Raw genomic sequence first — 17,601 nt, 5'->3', positions numbered from 1 at the left:
CGGCATTGTTTTACTGTTCGTCTGCTTGGTAGCGAATGTTATTCACAAACCATTCTTTGTACCCTTCCGGGGTTTTTACCGCGAACTCGTCGTCGACTTCTTTTTTTAGTAGAGCGCGTGCCATTGGTGAGTCAATGGAGATGTAGCCCTTTGCATCGCCGTAGATTTCATCCGGTCCAACAATGCGGAAGCTTTTGACATCACCTGCTTCGTTTTCAATTTCTACCCATGCCCCAAAGAAGACTTTTCCTTCCTGCTGGGGGGCATAATCCACGACTTTGACTTGCTCAAGGCGTTTGCGTAAATATCTGACTCTACGGTCAATTTCACGCAGACGCTTTTTGTTGTACTGGTAATCTGCGTTCTCACTGCGATCGCCCAAACTTGCTGCCCAAGTGACTTTCTTGGTGACTTCCGGCCGTTCTTCTCGCCACAAAAAATCGAGTTCAGTTTTTAAGCGGTTGTAGCCTTCGCGAGTAATTAGATTGGTTTTCATCAGACGTAAATCAGAGGTTATTGGGTTCTGCTGCTCATATTAGCCTTGAATTAAGCCGACTGTAAATTGTTGTGAAAGGGAGATAAAGCCTCTAGCAACCCGAAATAAATGCAAAAACAGTGGCTAAGATAAAAAGAGTAACAATTTGCACAAGCACGTTTGAAAAAACAGTGATACATTTTTGCCATTAGATGCTTTTGAAAGGATGTTTCAATGCAGGAAAATCATAAAATTTTAGTGGTTGATGACGATGCTCGTTTGCGTGCTCTTTTGGAGCGTTACCTTTCTGAGCAAGGTTTTCAGGTGAGAAGTGTTGCTAATGGCGAACAGATGGACCGTCTTCTGACCCGTGAAAATTTCCACCTTATGGTGCTCGATTTAATGCTGCCGGGCGAGGATGGCTTGTCGATTTGTCGTCGTCTTCGTCATGCCAATAACATGTTACCGATCTTGATGCTGACCGCAAAAGGTGACGAAGTCGACCGTATCGTTGGCTTGGAAGTCGGGGCTGATGATTACCTGCCGAAGCCGTTCAACCCTCGTGAGCTGCTCGCACGCATTAAGGCGGTATTGCGTCGCCAAACGGTTGAACTGCCAGGCGCGCCAAGCACGGAAGAAAAAGTGGTGGAATTCGGTGACTTCCGTCTGAACTTAGGTACGCGCGAAATGTTCCGTGGTGAAGAGGCAATGCCGCTCACTTCTGGTGAGTTTGCGGTACTGAAAGCCTTGGTAACAAACGCTCGTGAGCCTATGTCTCGCGATAAGCTGATGAACATGGCTCGTGGTCGCGAGTACTCAGCAATGGAGCGTTCAATTGACGTGCAAATTTCGCGTTTGCGCCGCATGTTGGAAGATGATCCAAGCAAGCCTCGCTACATTCAGACAGTATGGGGCTTAGGCTACGTATTTGTCCCAGACGGTAAAGAGACATAATCTTTCCAAAAGGTTTGCCGATATTCGCAACTCATATTCCGCCCTCAAGCCTCCTTCCTGATTGAGGGCTGGAACCTCGCAATTAAGGCTTTCCACTAGGAACGGTCCATTAGGAACTCTCCATGCGAATCCGAAGTTCATTTACACAATCTATCCTGTTGTTTATCTCCTTGCTGCTCGCTAGCCAAGTCTTTTCTTATTACGCTGTTTTTAATTATGCGTTGATGCCAAGTTTGCAGCAGTTCAACAAAATTCTCGCTCATGAATTGAATCTAGTACTGGATGAAAATGGTCCACTCAAATCGGATGCACCATTGCGTCATCAGCTGTTGGAAAGCTTGGGTGTGACGGTGCATAGCGTAGATAGTGAGGTGATGAATGAATTCAATCATGCGATGCCTATCGACCTGATGTCTGAAGAGATGACGCAGGAACTGGGTTCACCAACGGAAGTACGCTTACAGCTAGGCAGCGAGAGCTACATCTTGTGGATGCGTATTGATCAACTACCGAATTCCATTATTCGCATTCCACTTTCTGAACTGCAAGAAGAGGACTTTGCACCGCTGTTCCGTAATAGCTTAATCATGGCACTGCTGATCATTGCGGGAGGGTGGCTGTTTATTCGCTTGCAGAATCGTCCACTTATCGCACTGGAGAAGGCGGCAAAAGGCGTCGGTCGAGGTGAAATTCCACCACTATTGCCGGAGAAAGGCGCATCGGAGATTCGTTCAGTAACCCGTGCGTTTAACCAGATGTCGAAAGGCATCCAAGAACTGGAAGAAGACCGTGCGCTATTGATGGCGGGTATCAGTCATGACTTACGGACGCCACTGACGCGTATTCGCCTCGCGACAGAAATGATGTCGCCAGAAGACAGTTATTTAGCCGAAGGCATCATCAGCGATACTGAAGAGTGTAATGAGATCATCAGCCAGTTTATGGACTACCTCAAGCCGGTAAATAAAGAATCGTTTGAGCAGGTGGACATCAATACCATCACTAGCGATGTCGCGACGTCGGAAGGGGGTTATGAAGTCGAAATCGAAACTGAGTTCAACCCAACGATGCCGACCGCCAAGGGCAGCCCAATCGCAATTAAACGCGCGGTGAGTAACCTTGTGGTCAATGCTCTGCGTTACGGTAATGGCTGGGTGAAAATCAGTACTGGCGTGACTGCGGACAAACAGCTGGTGTGGGTGTGCGTTGAAGATAATGGTCCGGGTATCGAGCAATCCCAAATTGCGCGTTTGTTTGAACCTTTCACTCGTGGCGATACGGCGCGAGGCAGTGAAGGGACGGGGTTGGGCCTAGCTATCGTGAAGCGCATCGTTAGTCAGCATTCAGGCTCGGTTGTGGTGCGTAACCGCAGCGAAGGCGGCTTAATTGCACAGATCAGTTTCCCTACCAAGTAATCTTTTCTCAAACGCTTCCAATAAAAAAGCCCAACCTATTGCTAGGTTGGGCTACCCGATAATCCTAGGCAAGGTTAGGATTTTTGTCCCTCTTGAGCAACGAGCTCATCTTCCTCTTCCAATTTCTCTGGAAGCAACAGGTTCAATACGATCGCAGTGATACCGCCAGCGGCGACACCGGTTGAAAAAATGCTCTTAATGAATTCCGGCATAAACTGAAGAATTTCCGGTTTTTGTGCGATTCCCAACCCCATTGAGAATGACAGTGCCATGATCAGGACAGCACGGCGGTCTAACTCAACACGAGAGGTGATGCGTACACCTGCTGCCGCGATCGTACCGAACATCACAATCGTTGCTCCGCCAAGCACGGGTTCAGGAATCAACTGCACGAAGCTTGCGACCCCAGGGAATAGCCCGAGAATAACCAAGATACCCGCAATGAAGTAACCCACATAACGGCTTGCAACGCCCGTTAGCATAATGATGCCGTTATTTTGGCTGAAGGTAGAGTTTGGGAAGCTGTTGAATACGGCTGCGATTGCTGAGTTGAGGCCATCGGATAAAACACCGCCCTTAATACGTTTCATGTAGACCGGGCCTTTTACTGGCTCGCCGGACACTTCAGACGTTGCGGTGATGTCGCCAATCGCTTCTAGTGCGGTAATGAAGAAGATCAGCACTAATGGAATGAACAGTGACCAGTCGAAGCTAAGGCCGTATTGCATTGGAATCGGTAGCGCAATCAGCTCTGTTTTACCGAACTTAGCGGTATCGACCATGCCCATAAAGTACGCCATCACATAGCCGACTAGCATCGCAATCACGATAGAAGCAACGCGTAAGTATGGGTTTTTAGAGCGGTTTAGTATCACGATCAAGCCAAGCACGGTACCGGCTAGCGCGAGTTTATCTAAGCTGCCAAATGTACCATCACTCATCGCTGCGTAGCCGCCGCCCATCGATACTAAGCCCACTTGGATTAGGGTTAGGCCGATAAGCGTTACGACGATCCCTGACACTAAGGGGGTAATAATGCGGCGTGCGTGTTCTAGAACGCGAGATAAGAACACCTCTGCCAATGAGGCGACCAAAATAGTACCGAAAATGGCCGCCATCATGGTGTTGATATCAGCCCCACCGGCTTTAAGCGACAATCCTGCACCAATAATTGGACCTAAGAAGTTAAAGCTGGTGCCTTGTATTGATAACAAGCCAGAGCCAATAGGGCCAATAGTACGAATCTGAATGAATGAAGATACCCCGGATGCAAATAAGGACATGCTGATGATGGTGTTGGTTTGGTCTGCTGGCACCCCCAATGACTGACATATGATCAGAGATGGGGTGATGACCGCAACGAACATCGCCAATAGATGCTGAAGTGCCGCAAAAAGAGTTTGAGGTAGTGGTGGACGATCGTTTAACTGATAGACCAGTTCCGAAGCTCGGTTTGAAGTTGTCATTGTTTGTCTCGCTAGTCGCAATAGTTCTTGCCCAGAGCTCGCTGAATGGGAGTGCTGGGTGGAGTTGACGTTATTGCCTGTGATTGCTGTTAATCAGTGTCAACTCAGGTTGGTTTGATGTGACAAGGCGCACATCATCAATTTTGAGCGCGATTATAGAGGGATTTATTTGAAAGGCAAACGTTTGCTTGTGTAAAAAAAGGCGATAACCGTGCAGTTATCACCTTTTGATGTTTAAGTTAGCTGATTAGTTCTTCAGATGCTTGTCGAAGAAATTGAGCACATGAGCATAGTATTTTGCTCGATGCTCATCTTTGTAAAAACCATGCCCCTCATCATCAAGCACAAAGGACTCATAAGGGTAGTTGATGTTGTCTAATGCTTTGGCCATCGCATTAAAGTGCTCAATTGGCGCGCGCTGATCTTTACCACCGTGAACCAGTAGAATCGACGCTTTCAGCTTATCGACATTGTGCGTAGGGGACATCGCTCTTAGGGTTTTAGGATCCGTACCAAGAACCTTAGTTAAAAAGCTAAGTCCCATTTTACTATCTGGGACATCTCCTTCTTTGAACATCAGTTCAAGGTCGTAGACACCTGCGCTCCCAACGGCGCATTGAAACAGTGCTGGCGCGACGGTTGCTGATTGCAAGGCGCTGTATCCACCAAAGCTACCACCAGAAATACAAATTCTGTTCTTATCTGCGATCCCTTCTCCGATGATGTACTTGGTCGCATCGATAATGTCATACTGGATGTTGGTTCCCCATTTTCTATAGCCCGCTTCTTCAAATTGTTTACCAAAGCCACCACTTCCGCGGAAGTTAACTTGTAATACCGCATAGCCATGCTTTGCAAGGAATTGGTTTTCTTCCGTAAAGCCCCACCAATCTCTTGGTCCATGCGGCCCCCCATGTGGGTTGACGATGAGTGGTAGGTTTTTGGCTTCTGAGTTCGGTGGAAGGGTGAGGTAACCTGTGATGTTCTTACCATCACGACTGGTAAATTCGATTGGCTTCACTTCTGCCATTTGTGCTGGATCTAACCATTCTCTTGCGGAGAATAGGTAGCGTATTTCTTTTGGCTGTGTTGTAAACAGGTAGTAGTCACCTGGGTTTCTATCATTAAACGCCATGATAACGTAAGCATCGCCAGCGTCGGTTTCACTGACTAATCTGACTTGGTGTCCCGGTAGGGAGGTTAATATTTGCTGTAGGTATTCACTGCGCTTGTTTTTGGGATCCACAAAGGCATAGGTTGGGTAATCACTCTCAAACTCTACCGCATAAAGCTGCTTTGAGTCAGGATCTAGCCAAAACGCTTTAGGATCGACGGCGCTATCTGATGCAACTTTGGTGCTTTCACCTGTTTTAAGGTTTAAGTGATGTACCGCTCTTGGCTCGCCACTATGGCTGACCGCTGCATAAACTGCGTCTTGATTTTCAGAAAAAGAGATAGGGTAGAATTCTTTGAAACTTTTCAATGACTTAATGTTATCTGAGATTTCCCATTGGCCGTTGACACGGTAATAAAGTTCAACCTCATCCTTGCTGTTTCGGCCAGAAACAAAGCGAACGTCGCCATCATGGTCAGTAAGAAAACGGCTAAAACCAACCGGAGAAGTGGTTATCTTAGAGCGCCGCCCATTGTATACGTTAACGCGATAAACCTCTCTAGGCGCTTCCATATTGAAGCTATATTCTCCGAAAGGTAAGGAAGAAACCAAGATATGGCGATCGTCATCAGGTAAAACATCCATGACTTCACCATAGGCTCGCACGATAGAAGAGGCGCGTACAAGTCGGCTGGATTTTGGTGGGTTGTAGCCAAAGATGTAGGCGTATTTTTTTCCGTCTACGTTAGCGGAGACTAACTCACCATAGTTCACTGGAGCTGTCGACCAACTCTTTAAATATTCTTTGGAGGCAACGACGCGCTCGTTGTTGATCCAATAGTAATCGCCCACTTGTTCATTGCCATTGAAACGTAAAACGCTGCTAGGTTGCATGGTTTTACTGTCGAGTATGACCAAAGCATCTTTACCATCGATGCTGGATTCGAACGCTAAGTGCTTTCCGTCCGGAGATATTTTGGGGTTGAAATAAGCAGAGCTTTTGGCAAACAGTTCTGCGGATTTGAGAATGGAATCCTGTCCATCTTGAGCCGCAAAGGATGCCGTGTGAGTAAAGCCAACTAGCGCTGCACTAGCGGCGAGCAAAGTACTTTTCTTCATGCATCTATCCTTGATGACATTGATTTCTTGATTGAATGTTAGGTACGAAGACCTTGAGGTAATATTTTGACTAATTTGAAGTATCTAAATTGTCGTAATTATTGAATAAAGTCGAGTGGTGTTTTATTTAATGAGAGATAGATTGGTGAAATAAATGTATATGAAACCAGTCTTACAGAATTCCATCTGTAAGACGTGTCATCCACATAAGGGTTGTTCAATAGATACGGTTTACGCTTTGGAGTAAATATCGCGCTCACCAAGCCAGCGATCGATGATGGCACTCGCATTGTCTGGGTAAGTATCATGAATATGGCGAGCAATGCGCTGAACTTCTGGAATTAAGCGCTGATCTCGCACTAAATCGGCAATTTTAAAGTCTGCCAAGCCGGTTTGCTTGGTTCCTAGTAGTTCACCCGGCCCACGAATCTCCAAGTCTTTCTGTGCAATCACAAAGCCATCGTTGCTTTCACGCAGTACGCCTAAGCGTTTCTGGGCGGTTTTCGATAGGGGAGAGTGGTAGAGGAGCACGCAGTGGCTGGCAACTGAGCCTCGCCCTACACGACCTCGTAATTGGTGTAGTTGAGCCAGGCCTAATCGCTCTGGGTTTTCGATGATCATCAAGCTAGAGTTTGGTACGTCCACGCCGACCTCAATAACGGTGGTTGCGACGAGCAGGTGCAGCTTGTTGTCTTTGAAATCTTGCATTACCGCTTGTTTCTCTGTCGGTTTCATGCGTCCGTGCACTAGACCAATTTTTACGTCGGGCAGTTTACGTTGCAGCTCTTCGGCGGTGTCGGCGGCGGCTTGAGCTTCCAGCACTTCGGATTCATCAATCAAGGTACATACCCAATACGCTTGTTTGCCTTCGTTTAAGCAGGCATTGCGCACACGTTCGACGATGTCATCACGTTTGGTGTCAGGGATCGCCACGGTTTGAATGGGTGTTCGCCCTGGTGGCAACTCATCAATCACAGAGGTTTCCAAGTCAGCGTAGGCGGTCATCGCTAACGTCCGCGGAATCGGCGTTGCTGTCATGATGAGCTGATGTGGATAAGCGCCTTGTTTCGCGCCTTTCTCGCGCAACTCCAAGCGCTGGTGGACACCAAAGCGGTGCTGTTCATCAATGATGACCAAAGCGAGATGATGGAAATCAACATGTTCTTGGAATAGGGCGTGAGTACCCACTACCATTTGTGCTTCACCACTGGCAATGCGTGCCATCTCGGCTTCTCTAGCTTTGCCTTTGAGCTTGCCCGCGAGCCAACCAACTTGAATGCCCATTGTTTTAAACCAGTTGGCGAAGTTCGTTGCGTGCTGCTCAGCAAGCAGTTCGGTCGGTGCCATCAAGGCGACTTGGTAGCCATGTTCGATGGCTCTGACGGCGGCTAAAGCGGCAACCAAAGTTTTACCTGAGCCCACATCACCTTGCACTAGGCGCATCATTGGGTGGGCTTTTTCTAAGTCGGCTTCAATCTCTTTCACCACTCGTGCTTGCGCATTGGTCGGTGAAAACGGCAGCTGTGCTAGCAAGTTCTTTTTGAGCTTATCGCAAGGAGGGAGTGGCAGCGCCACATCTTGTTGGCCTTTACTGCGTACCGCCAGCATAGAAAGGTTTTGCGCCAATAACTCTTCCATGATCAGGCGAATTTGTGCAGGGTGTTTACCTTGGTCAAATTCATCTAAGTTGATGTTTGGTGGTGGGCGATGGATGGTGTGCAGCGCTTGCGACATGGTGATTTGGTGATTGTACAAGCCAGATGGCAGCAACTCTTGTACCGCCGCTTTGTCGAGTAGAGCCAGTGCCTGCTGGGTAAGATTACGCAGGGTGATTTGACGCAGCCCATCAGTGGTTGGATAAACCGGTGTTAAGCTTTGCTCCACATCGGGCTTTTGTTCGCTAGCATAAAATTTATAGTCAGGGTGAACAATCTCTAGGCCCATACCGCCACGCTTAATCTCGCCGTAAGCATGCACTAACTTACCTTGCGAGAAGTTGTTTTTCATTGCGGCGGTGAAGTTGAAAAAACGCAGTGTGATGGTGCCATTGCCGTCACTGATTTTTACCGTCAACATTTTACGCTTGCCGAAAATGGTATCGACAGCCATGACCTTGCCTTGCACAGCAGCCCAAAGGCCAGCATGCAGCTTGATTATTGGGTAAATGCGCGTGCGGTCTTCGTACCGTAAAGGAAGATGGAATAGCAGATCTTGAACCGTATGTAAGCCGACCTTGGCCAGTTTTTCTGCGACTTTAGCGCCAACCCCAGACAGTGAGGTTAAAGGAATAGCAGATAACAGTTGGGCAGACATAATGGGCTCAAGAAAATGGTTAACATAGCAGTATGTTAACCATGGAGCTGTGTTTTTGTACAGGAAAAAATAGGTAAGTCTTCATGAGGAGTAGGATTTCGCTGCCCCGTCATTCCGAGGAGCCGGAGCGACATCAGGAATCTACTTGTCGCTAGTGTGCCAGCGAAGTTAACGCCAGTAACATTAGTGCACTCAGATAGTCGATCCTGAATCACGCTCCTTCGTCGCTGTTCAGGATGACAAGAGTTGATTATTTACTTTGCATCTCTTTCCACCACGCTTCATCGGCCACGATTTGGCCTTCATCATCGAGTTGTGGGTAATCAAGCCCTTTACGTTTTGCAACTTTCGCCAATACCGGATGGCCACGCTCAAATAGAATGCGGTTGATGGTCTCTTTTGGCAGTGTGCTTTCTTCTTTATCGTACATGCCTGCTGCTTGGCGTTGACGCTGCGCTTCATACAGAATCACAGCGCTGGCGACGGAGACATTCAAAGACTGCACCATACCGATCATTGGAATAATGATGTCTTGATCAGCCAGTTTTTTCGCTTGTTCTGATGCCCCTATTTTTTCGCTGCCCAATATGATTGCGGTTGGCTTGGTGTAGTCGATGTCACGAAAATCAACCGCTGTGTCTGACAGGTTGGTGACCAACACTTGCATGCCTTGCGCTTTGAGCTCGGTGATGGCCGTTTCAATCGAGCGATGCGTCTCGACCTCTACCCAGTTACGCGCACCTGCGGAAGTGTGGGTGAGTGTGCGCATTTTATCAGGCCAGATAGCATGAACTTTGTGTAATCCAGTTGCGTCGGCAGTGCGGATCACGGCAGAGACGTTATTGGGCTTATGTACTTCTTCAAGGCAAAGAGTCAGATCGGTCTGGCGTGCGGTAAGGACTTGATGGATGCGGTTGTAACGTTCTAGATTCATAGTCAATTTGGGATATAAAAAATCGCCACCCAGTTTGAGTGGGTGGCGATAAAGGTTAGTTCTTTCTGCGTCTGACGCGTGTCGCCTGTGGCATCGCTTTGATTTTTCGCATGATACTAGCAAGATGAACACGGTCTTTGGTGGTGAGCAGTACCGTAACGGTATACAAACGTCCGTCGCGTTCCTCCGTCGAGAGACCATGGATGTTCGAGCCTGTTTTCGAAATCACATTGGTTAACTCAGCAAGGGCACCTTGGTGATTGAGCATGTCGACTTTCAGTTCAGCAATGAACTCTTTGTCGTAATCCTCAGACCAAGCGACGGCCATGTACTTGTCTGGCTCTCTTTGGTAACCACGTACGTTTGGACACGTTTCTCGGTGAACCACTAAGCCACGACCCGGTGATACGTGCGCAATGATATGGTCATCCGGGATCGGGTGACAGCAGTTAGCGAAGGTCAGTAATATGCCTTCAGCCCCACGAATTGGCAGCTTTTTCTTCGAGTCGGTTGGAATGGAGCTTGTCGTGGTGAGCTCTTCCGTATCACCCAACAAACGACGAGCGATGACGATACTCATTAATTCGCCCAAACCAATCGCGGCTAACAGATCATCGACGCTTTCTAGGCGTAGATCCGCTAAAACTTCCTGGATATTTTCAGGGTAGATAGAATCAATCGAGTGTCGACCTAGTGCATGGTTTAGCAGACGACGCCCAAGCGTAATCGACTCTTCACGACGCATGGTCTTCAATACTTGACGGATCTTGGTGCGGGCACGCGATGTCACCACGTAGTTTAGCCATGCGGCATTTGGGCGAGCCCCCGGCGCGCTGATGATTTCCACCGTTTGACCGTTTTTCAGCGCCTTACTCAGTGGGTAAGGATTACGGTCTACACGAGCACCAACGCATGAGTTGCCCACGTCAGTATGCACCGCGTAAGCGAAGTCAACGGCTGTTGCGCCTAATGGTAATTCGACAATGCGGCCTTTTGGCGTGAAGACGTAAATCTCATCAGGAAACAGATCGGATTTTACGTTTTCGATGAATTCGAACGAGTTACCTGCACTTTGTTGTAGCTCAAGTAAGCTTTGCATCCAACGCTGTGCTTTCACTTGTGCTGTAGTGCCAGACTTTTCGCCTTTGTCTTTGTAAGACCAGTGAGCCGCGACCCCTTTATCCGCCATTTGATCCATATCTTCGGTACGGATTTGGACCTCAACCGGCACGCCGTGAGGACCAACCATTGAAGTGTGCAGCGATTGGTAGCCGTTCGCTTTTGGTACCGCGATGTAATCTTTCATGCGGCTCGGGCGTGGCTTATACAAGCTATGCACTTGGCCTAACACGCGATAGCAGGTATCCGGCGTATCAACAACCACTCGGAAGGCGTAGATATCCATGATGGTGTGAAAGCGCTGTTCTTTGGTCTTCATCTTGTTGTAGATGGAGAACAGGTTCTTTTCACGGCCCAACACGCGAGCATTTAAACCCACATCTTGCAGTCGACCTTCAATCTCGCTGTGGATACGTTGGATCATCTCTTTACGATTACCACGTGCCGCTCGTACCACTTCTTTTAGAACACGGTAGCGGTTCGGGTAAAGCGCTTCAAAACCAAGCTCTTCGAGTTCTGTTTTGATATTGTGAATACCAAGACGGTGAGCCAGTGGCGAGTAGATCTCGAGGGTTTCACGAGCAATGCGACGCTTTTTATCTGGGCGAAGTGCGCCTAGCGTGCGCATGTTGTGCGTACGGTCAGCCAGTTTGATCAAAATAACGCGGATGTCTTGCACCATCGCCAGAACCATCTTACGGAAGTTCTCAGCTTGCGCCTCTTTTCTATCGCGGAATTTGAGTTTGTCCAGTTTAGAGACACCATCAACCAATTCTGCGACGGTCGTGCCGAACTTCTCTTCGAGATCTTCTTTGGTTACGTCACAGTCTTCGATGACGTCATGCAGTAAAGCAGCTTGGAGGGTTTCGATATCAAGACGCATCTCAGCTAAGATACGAGCAACAGCGACGGGGTGGATGATATATGGTTCCCCGCTTGAACGGGTTTGCCCTTCATGGGCATCTCTCGCTACCACATAAGATTGACGCAGAGCCTCAATTTGAGGCTCTGTTAGGTATTCTTGGGCAACGTCTTTGAGGCTATCAAATAGATACAAATTATAGGCCCGGGAGGTTGTTGAATTCTAAAGCCAGAATTAACGGTTGTGAGCGATGCTGCTTACTGCCGCTAGCTCTGCCGCTTCTTGTTCTTGTTGTTCTTGACGTTCGCGAGCGTCTAGAACTTCTTTAGTAATTAAACCTTCTTCGATTTCGCGTAGAGCGATAACCGTTGGCTTATCGTTCTCTTCTGGCACTAGTGCATCTTTACCGCCAGTTTGCATTTGACGAGCGCGGCGAGCCGCAATCAGTACTAGGTCGAAACGGTTGCCAACTTTTTCAACAGCGTCTTGAACAGTTACGCGTGCCATGAGGACTCCAAATAGTTAACTAAATTTTGAATGACGAGAAAGTATACAGTCTCAGCGTAATATTTACTAGCGATAAGACGTGCAACAACAATGACTTTCTATATAAGCAATATAAGCTTCCTTACCGTAATAAAGAAGCGAAAATTTGTATTTTAGTGCAGAATTACTCTGCTAGAAGCGCATCAAGCATACCTTTATATTTAGCAGCTTGTTTTTCTTGCTTCAATCTTTCCGCACGTAGGATGGCTTTAAAGTCCATCAATGCCGTATCGAAATCGTCGTTTACGATCACGTAATCGTACTCGTTGTAGTGCGAGATTTCTGACTTGGCTTCTGCCATGCGTTTTGCGATCACTTCTTCGCTGTCTTGACCACGAGTGTTTAGACGGCGCTCTAGCTCACCATTTGATGGTGGCAGGATAAAGATGCTTCTCGCTTCTGGCATTTGCTCACGGATTTGACGCGCGCCTTGCCAGTCGATGTCTAGGAAAACGTCGATGCCTTTGTTTAGCGTTTCTTCAATCCATACGCGTGATGTGCCGTAGTAGTTACCAAACACTTCTGCGTACTCTAAGAAGTCGCCTTGTGCAATCAGAGCTTCAAACTCTTCTTTTGCTACGAAGTGGTAGTGAATACCGTTCTCTTCGCCTGGGCGCATGCCACGAGTGGTGTGAGACACAGACACTTTCATTGCGTACGTTGGGTTACGTTCCAACATTGCTGAGATCAAGCTAGATTTACCTGCGCCGCTAGGTGCAGATACGATATAGAGAGTACCTTTGCCCATTGTACTGTTCCACTTTTGGTTGGATTGAGTGAGTGCCGAACGAAAGTCTCGACAATTTATAACGATAGCACTGGCATAAGAGTGTTCACCATCAAAGGGATTGAGGTTGGTGATAATCTCGCCAGAAAAATGGAGGCGAAGAGTATCACGATCTCCTATCTGTTGCTAGCCGATCTTTTGGATCTTTGGTGAGCGGTTATGATTGCATATCGAAACGAAAAAAGGGGAAGCTTTCACTTCCCCAGGCGTGCGACTGACTCACACTTAATTTTCGGTGCAACGGATAGATTCGATTGCGACTTACATTTATCTCTAAGTCAAATTAGCCTTGAGACTCGAGGAAATTGATCCAAGGGCTCGCTGCTGCTTTCATGTCTGGAGATTGAGCGGCACTTTTCATCGCTTTGAGTGCGTTAACGGGTTGGTTTAGCTCAAAGTAAGCCATGCCTCGAATGTAATTCAACTCACCCTTTTGCTCACGATTGGCGTCGGGGGCGATATTATTGGCAAACTTTGTGGCCGCCATATATTGCTTATCCAAGACCATTAAACGGGCAATCTTGATCTGAGTCTTTGCCTTTGGTGCAAGTCGGTAGGCTTGTTGGTAGACATCAATCGATAATCCAAGCTCTTGAGCTTGCTGCCAAAACGACCCCAACTTCTCTAGGTTGTCGACGTTACCTTCAACATGGCCTTGTTCTATTGCCTCTTTCAACGTCTTGGCCGCACGGTATGGTACGCCTTGGTAAGCTTGAAAGTTGACTAAGCGTAAAAACTCTTTCTCTTTATCAAATAGGCCCATTTTATGTGCCATTTCTAACGTAGAAAGTGCATTTCGCTCCTGATTAAGCTCCATGTAGATACCAGATAACTGTGTCCAGTAACGTTTGTTCTTTGGATACTTCGTCGTCAGAATTTTAAGTACACCAGCAACACTCTTAAACTGCTTGAGTTCGTAGTGGGCTGACATCAACAATTGGTACCAAGATTCACTAGGGTTTTTACTCATTGCGATTGCCTTCTTCGTTGGCGGAATCGCATTTTTGTAATCTTCTAGCTGAATATAGGCACTGGCTAACGTGATGTAAGCGTGTGCTTGTGGTTTTTCTTCTGTCGTTTCCGCAATTTTGAACCACTCGTTCATCGTGTTGACGGATTTTTTGAATTGCCCTTCAGCAAGATACAACTGAGCAAGGCTATAGCGAACCTGTTGTGCAACCGGCACTGGCAGTGCGTTCAGTTTGAGTGCATCAGCAAAGTACTTGGCTGCTTTCGGGTAGTCGTCCTTTAACGAGTAAAGAAATCCCATCTGTTGCAACAAGACCGCTTTGTCATATTGCTTTTTACCTGAACTCTCGAGTGCAGAATTTATCTTTGATATCGCTTGAGAGTATTTTTCCTCGGCGATAAGTTCTTGAACTTTGTTCACCGTGCGGAATGTTCTGTCAGACAACTCAGGGTTACTGGCAAAAGCAGGCGCGCCGTACGCGCCTGACATCAACACCAGAGAAGCCAACAATTTTGTGTATGCTTTCATATTGCGACTCCTTAATTGGTAGAGAACTCGATTTCTTGAGATAAGCGAGAGGTCACCGGCTTACCATCCACCATTTTTGGTTTGAAGGTCCATTTCGACACGGTTTTCTTCGCCGCTTTACCCAAACCTAACTTACGCGGTGTCTCTTTCAGTACTTTGACGTCTTGAACACTGCCACGCTCGTTAACGGTAAATTCGATCAGTACAATACCTTTTTCAATTCCAGCTCTAGCTGCTTTACGCGGCATTTGCGGTTGGAATGTCGCAAGAGGAACGGGGCCTCCGCTGCCTGCCATTTGAGCACCACCGCCTTGGGTATAGTGTCCTAGTACAGAACCGCCCGTAACGTTGACCGGCAAGTCCAGTTTTGGCATATCCATCGGAATTTGATCCATCACCGGTTTGACTGTCGACGTCACCTTCATTTCTGGCGGCGGCGGCGGACGCTTCGGTGGTGGTGGTTTCGGGAGTTCGCGTTTTTTCTCCTGTATTTTTTCGTCCGGTTTAATGCGGATAAATTCCACCATACGGAGGTCATCATCCGACACTAGCTCGTGGCGCTCTTTGTTTACCAGCTTGTCCATCCCCCAGAATAATCCGAGGGAGACAACGAGCGCCAGTGCAATTGAGGCCAGATACCGCATAGGCTTAATCCTTACTGGTTGCGGCAATGGAGATGCTTTCTACACCTGCCATCTTGATCTGGTCCATGACTTTCACGACTACGCCCGCGTTTGATTCGGTATCCGCTTGAATAACAACGGCACCATCAGGGCTCTCTGCACGTAGACGTTCGATGTTGGCGCGAACCGCGTCGACTTCAATACGACGTTTATCTACCCAAACATCACCAGCTGCGCCAATGGCAACCATAATGTTCCCTTTCTTCACGGTCTGCGCGGAGCTTGCCGTAGGACGATTGACTTCTAGACCCGCTTCTTTAACGAACGATGTTGTTACGATAAAGAAGATCAACATGATGAATACGATGTCGAGCATCGGTGTCATATCGATAGCGGCTTCTTCACTGCTATCACTGCTATAGCGTCTCTTCATGACCTATACCTCTAATTCCGTTTACTCAGGCAATTCCCATTTACTTAGCTAACGTGCTTTAGCTTGTCTTCAAGCTTCTGCGTGGTGACTTTGGCTAAATGATCAAGACGAGTACTAAAAAACAGTCCTGATAGCGAAGCCACCATCCCGGCTAAGGTTGGGATTGTTGCCTTTGAGATCCCCGAGGCCATTGCTCGAGGGCTTCCTGTACCTGTTACCGCTAAGATGTCGAATACCTGGATCATGCCGACAACCGTGCCGAGCAGACCGAGTAGGGGACAAAGCGCAATCAATACTTTAACGATTGGTAGTCCCTTTTTATTCTCAATATCCTGACGAGAAACGATTTCTTGTCGGATCATCTTCGCGTTCCAGCTTTTATGTTCTGAACGCGCTTCCCAAAAGCCAACGGCTTTTTTCATTGCTTTAGGAGCGACGGCAGCAAAGTAAAACCAACGTTCTAACAGCACTGCCCATAACATGAAGCTGAGGATAAAGATGACGACGAGTACATCGCCACCCATGCCCAAGAAGCGCCTAATTGATTCAAGTTCTCCAACTAACCACCACATAATGCCTCCTTAGCTTTCGGCTTTATGCAGTTTTTCCTGATAGCGAGCGATGAAGCCTGCACTCTGTTCTTCAAGAGTTTGAACCAAACGGCGACCTTTACTGTGTACGATGGTGTAAAAGAACAGCAGAGGAATTGCGACAACCAGGCCAAGCATTGTTGTTACTAGTGCTTCTGAGATACCGCCAGCCATGAGTTTTGGATCGCCAGTACCAAATAGGGTGATGGCTTGGAATGTGCCGATCATACCCATCACCGTACCCAGTAGACCGAGAAGTGGTGCGACAGAAGCAAACAGTTTGATTGAGCTGATAAAGCGTTCAATGCTTGGTGCATTACGTAGGATGATTTCGTCCAGTTTCGCTTCAAGATCTTCTAGGTTGTCACCTTTGTGCTCTTGGTAAGCTTGGATAACTTCACCCAGTGGGTTGCCAGGAATAACCGTGTCCGATTTCGCTTGCTTACGCATCTTGCCACCAATCACCAATAGGCGTAGGTAACAAGCAAGAGCAATCAGCGCACCAACGGCACCCATAGCGAGGATGACGTAACCAACGATACCACCTTGGTCAATACGCTCCTGAACCGTTGGGCTTTGTACGAGTAGAGACAGGATCACACCGCGAGAAGGGTCGATAAACAGTGGTTCGTATGTGCCATCTGCTGATTCAAAACCGCCAACTAGGCCAGTAATGTTTTTGCTTGGTTGACGTGATAGCTCTTCGAACTTACCCGTTTGTGGTACGTAAGTGACGTATTTACCATCTGCGATTGCGTTGAACTCACCAACTAGAGTGACGTCACGTACTGCTTCTTTACCTTCACCGTATACAACGGTTGCTGGTGTGGTTGTTGTGTCACCTGAAGCCACGACTTGTTGCAGGATTGTGTGCCAAAACGCTTCAAGCTCTTGCGTTGATGGGAGTTCTTTACTTTCGGCAAGTTTCGCTAGCAGTTCATTACGCTCTGGGAATTGAACTGCGTTTTGAGAGGCAGCAAACAGACCTTTAAATTCACCCGCGTACTGACGAACCACACCAAACATTTCGCCTAGCGTACCAGAACGAACGCGTAGTGTTTCGGTTAGCTCAGTCAACTGCTTGTCGTTTTCATCAAACGTGGTTTTTAGTTGATCACCTAATGCTTGCTGCGATGCTAACTCTTCACGAGCTTGCTGCAGTAACGCTGCTTGTTGATCGCGATCGCGTTTGAATGCCGCTTCACGCTCTTTGTTTTCTTTTGATTCAACGATACTTTCTGACTTAACGTTTTTCAGTAGTTCAGAAAGGTTTTTTGGTGCTTCAGCTTGTGCACCTGAAATCATGAATAAGCTCGCTAGTACGCCAGCGGCTAGAGTTTTGAATCCTTTCAT

General features: G+C 47.7%; 15 protein-coding genes. 2 read left to right on the top strand and 13 right to left on the bottom strand.

Features of this window, described 5'->3' with window-relative positions; all coding sequences use genetic code 11:
- Positions 1-10 precede the first annotated feature (10 nt).
- Positions 11-496 carry a transcription elongation factor GreB gene (greB, locus tag ACVA54_RS10245; protein WP_099079178.1) on the bottom strand — a complete coding sequence of 162 codons (486 nt, stop codon included), beginning with the start codon at positions 494-496 and terminating at the stop codon, positions 11-13.
- Between the two features lie 213 nt (positions 497-709).
- Here greB and ompR point away from each other — a divergent pair, with 213 nt between their 5' ends.
- Positions 710-1,429, top strand: coding sequence for an osmolarity response regulator transcription factor OmpR (gene ompR, locus ACVA54_RS10240; protein ID WP_119464512.1), 720 nt, complete (start codon positions 710-712; stop codon positions 1,427-1,429).
- Between the two features lie 122 nt (positions 1,430-1,551).
- Positions 1,552-2,844: a two-component system sensor histidine kinase EnvZ gene (envZ, locus tag ACVA54_RS10235; protein ID WP_099079180.1), complete on the top strand. Its 1,293-nt coding sequence runs from the start codon at positions 1,552-1,554 to the stop codon at positions 2,842-2,844.
- A gap of 74 nt (positions 2,845-2,918) precedes the next feature.
- Here envZ and ACVA54_RS10230 read toward each other — a convergent pair whose 3' ends face one another.
- The 12 genes from ACVA54_RS10230 to ACVA54_RS10175 form a co-directional block, all read right to left on the bottom strand.
- Positions 2,919-4,310 (bottom strand): uracil-xanthine permease family protein, encoded by a 1,392-nt coding sequence (locus tag ACVA54_RS10230; protein ID WP_446649589.1) that lies wholly within the window; start codon positions 4,308-4,310, stop codon positions 2,919-2,921.
- A 247-nt stretch (positions 4,311-4,557) separates the two neighbouring features.
- Positions 4,558-6,543: a S9 family peptidase gene (locus ACVA54_RS10225; protein ID WP_119464514.1), complete on the bottom strand. Its 1,986-nt coding sequence runs from the start codon at positions 6,541-6,543 to the stop codon at positions 4,558-4,560.
- 231 nt (positions 6,544-6,774) lie between these two features.
- A complete protein-coding gene (gene recG, locus ACVA54_RS10220; RefSeq protein WP_446649588.1) occupies positions 6,775-8,856 on the bottom strand; it encodes an ATP-dependent DNA helicase RecG in 2,082 nt (693 codons plus the stop codon).
- Between the two features lie 250 nt (positions 8,857-9,106).
- Entirely contained in the window at positions 9,107-9,790 is a 684-nt protein-coding gene (gene trmH / locus ACVA54_RS10215; protein WP_446649587.1) for a tRNA (guanosine(18)-2'-O)-methyltransferase TrmH, read from the bottom strand.
- 55 nt (positions 9,791-9,845) lie between these two features.
- Complete coding sequence (gene spoT, locus ACVA54_RS10210; RefSeq protein ID WP_099079184.1) at positions 9,846-11,966, bottom strand: bifunctional GTP diphosphokinase/guanosine-3',5'-bis pyrophosphate 3'-pyrophosphohydrolase; 2,121 nt, start codon at positions 11,964-11,966, stop codon at positions 9,846-9,848.
- A gap of 39 nt (positions 11,967-12,005) precedes the next feature.
- Positions 12,006-12,278: a DNA-directed RNA polymerase subunit omega gene (rpoZ, locus tag ACVA54_RS10205; protein WP_005379346.1), complete on the bottom strand. Its 273-nt coding sequence runs from the start codon at positions 12,276-12,278 to the stop codon at positions 12,006-12,008.
- A 163-nt stretch (positions 12,279-12,441) separates the two neighbouring features.
- On the bottom strand, positions 12,442-13,065 hold the full coding sequence (gene gmk / locus ACVA54_RS10200; protein WP_099079185.1) for a guanylate kinase: 624 nt from the start codon (positions 13,063-13,065) through the stop codon (positions 12,442-12,444).
- A 322-nt stretch (positions 13,066-13,387) separates the two neighbouring features.
- Entirely contained in the window at positions 13,388-14,602 is a 1,215-nt protein-coding gene (locus ACVA54_RS10195) for a tetratricopeptide repeat protein (RefSeq protein WP_446649586.1), read from the bottom strand.
- Between the two features lie 11 nt (positions 14,603-14,613).
- Entirely contained in the window at positions 14,614-15,246 is a 633-nt protein-coding gene (locus ACVA54_RS10190) for an energy transducer TonB (protein ID WP_446580904.1), read from the bottom strand.
- 4 nt (positions 15,247-15,250) lie between these two features.
- A complete protein-coding gene (locus ACVA54_RS10185) occupies positions 15,251-15,658 on the bottom strand; it encodes an ExbD/TolR family protein (RefSeq protein ID WP_119464517.1) in 408 nt (135 codons plus the stop codon).
- A gap of 44 nt (positions 15,659-15,702) precedes the next feature.
- Positions 15,703-16,230 (bottom strand): MotA/TolQ/ExbB proton channel family protein, encoded by a 528-nt coding sequence (locus ACVA54_RS10180; RefSeq protein WP_119464518.1) that lies wholly within the window; start codon positions 16,228-16,230, stop codon positions 15,703-15,705.
- Between the two features lie 9 nt (positions 16,231-16,239).
- A complete protein-coding gene (locus ACVA54_RS10175) occupies positions 16,240-17,601 on the bottom strand; it encodes a MotA/TolQ/ExbB proton channel family protein (protein ID WP_446649585.1) in 1,362 nt (453 codons plus the stop codon).

Source organism: Vibrio sp. PNB23_22_6 (assembly GCF_052877535.1).
This window is presented reverse-complemented; position numbering and strand designations above follow the sequence as displayed.

Coding starts and splice junctions, on each gene's coding strand:
- ACVA54_RS10230 (WP_446649589.1), bottom strand. CDS start 4,310: ATGACAACTTCAAACCGAGCTTCGGAACTGGTCTATCAGTTAAACGAT.
- ACVA54_RS10225 (WP_119464514.1), bottom strand. CDS start 6,543: ATGAAGAAAAGTACTTTGCTCGCCGCTAGTGCAGCGCTAGTTGGCTTT.
- greB (WP_099079178.1), bottom strand. CDS start 496: ATGAAAACCAATCTAATTACTCGCGAAGGCTACAACCGCTTAAAAACT.
- ACVA54_RS10180 (WP_119464518.1), bottom strand. CDS start 16,230: ATGTGGTGGTTAGTTGGAGAACTTGAATCAATTAGGCGCTTCTTGGGC.
- trmH (WP_446649587.1), bottom strand. CDS start 9,790: ATGAATCTAGAACGTTACAACCGCATCCATCAAGTCCTTACCGCACGC.
- recG (WP_446649588.1), bottom strand. CDS start 8,856: ATGTCTGCCCAACTGTTATCTGCTATTCCTTTAACCTCACTGTCTGGG.
- gmk (WP_099079185.1), bottom strand. CDS start 13,065: ATGGGCAAAGGTACTCTCTATATCGTATCTGCACCTAGCGGCGCAGGT.
- ompR (WP_119464512.1), top strand. CDS start 710: ATGCAGGAAAATCATAAAATTTTAGTGGTTGATGACGATGCTCGTTTG.
- envZ (WP_099079180.1), top strand. CDS start 1,552: ATGCGAATCCGAAGTTCATTTACACAATCTATCCTGTTGTTTATCTCC.
- ACVA54_RS10195 (WP_446649586.1), bottom strand. CDS start 14,602: ATGAAAGCATACACAAAATTGTTGGCTTCTCTGGTGTTGATGTCAGGC.
- ACVA54_RS10185 (WP_119464517.1), bottom strand. CDS start 15,658: ATGAAGAGACGCTATAGCAGTGATAGCAGTGAAGAAGCCGCTATCGAT.
- rpoZ (WP_005379346.1), bottom strand. CDS start 12,278: ATGGCACGCGTAACTGTTCAAGACGCTGTTGAAAAAGTTGGCAACCGT.
- ACVA54_RS10190 (WP_446580904.1), bottom strand. CDS start 15,246: ATGCGGTATCTGGCCTCAATTGCACTGGCGCTCGTTGTCTCCCTCGGA.
- ACVA54_RS10175 (WP_446649585.1), bottom strand. CDS start 17,601: ATGAAAGGATTCAAAACTCTAGCCGCTGGCGTACTAGCGAGCTTATTC.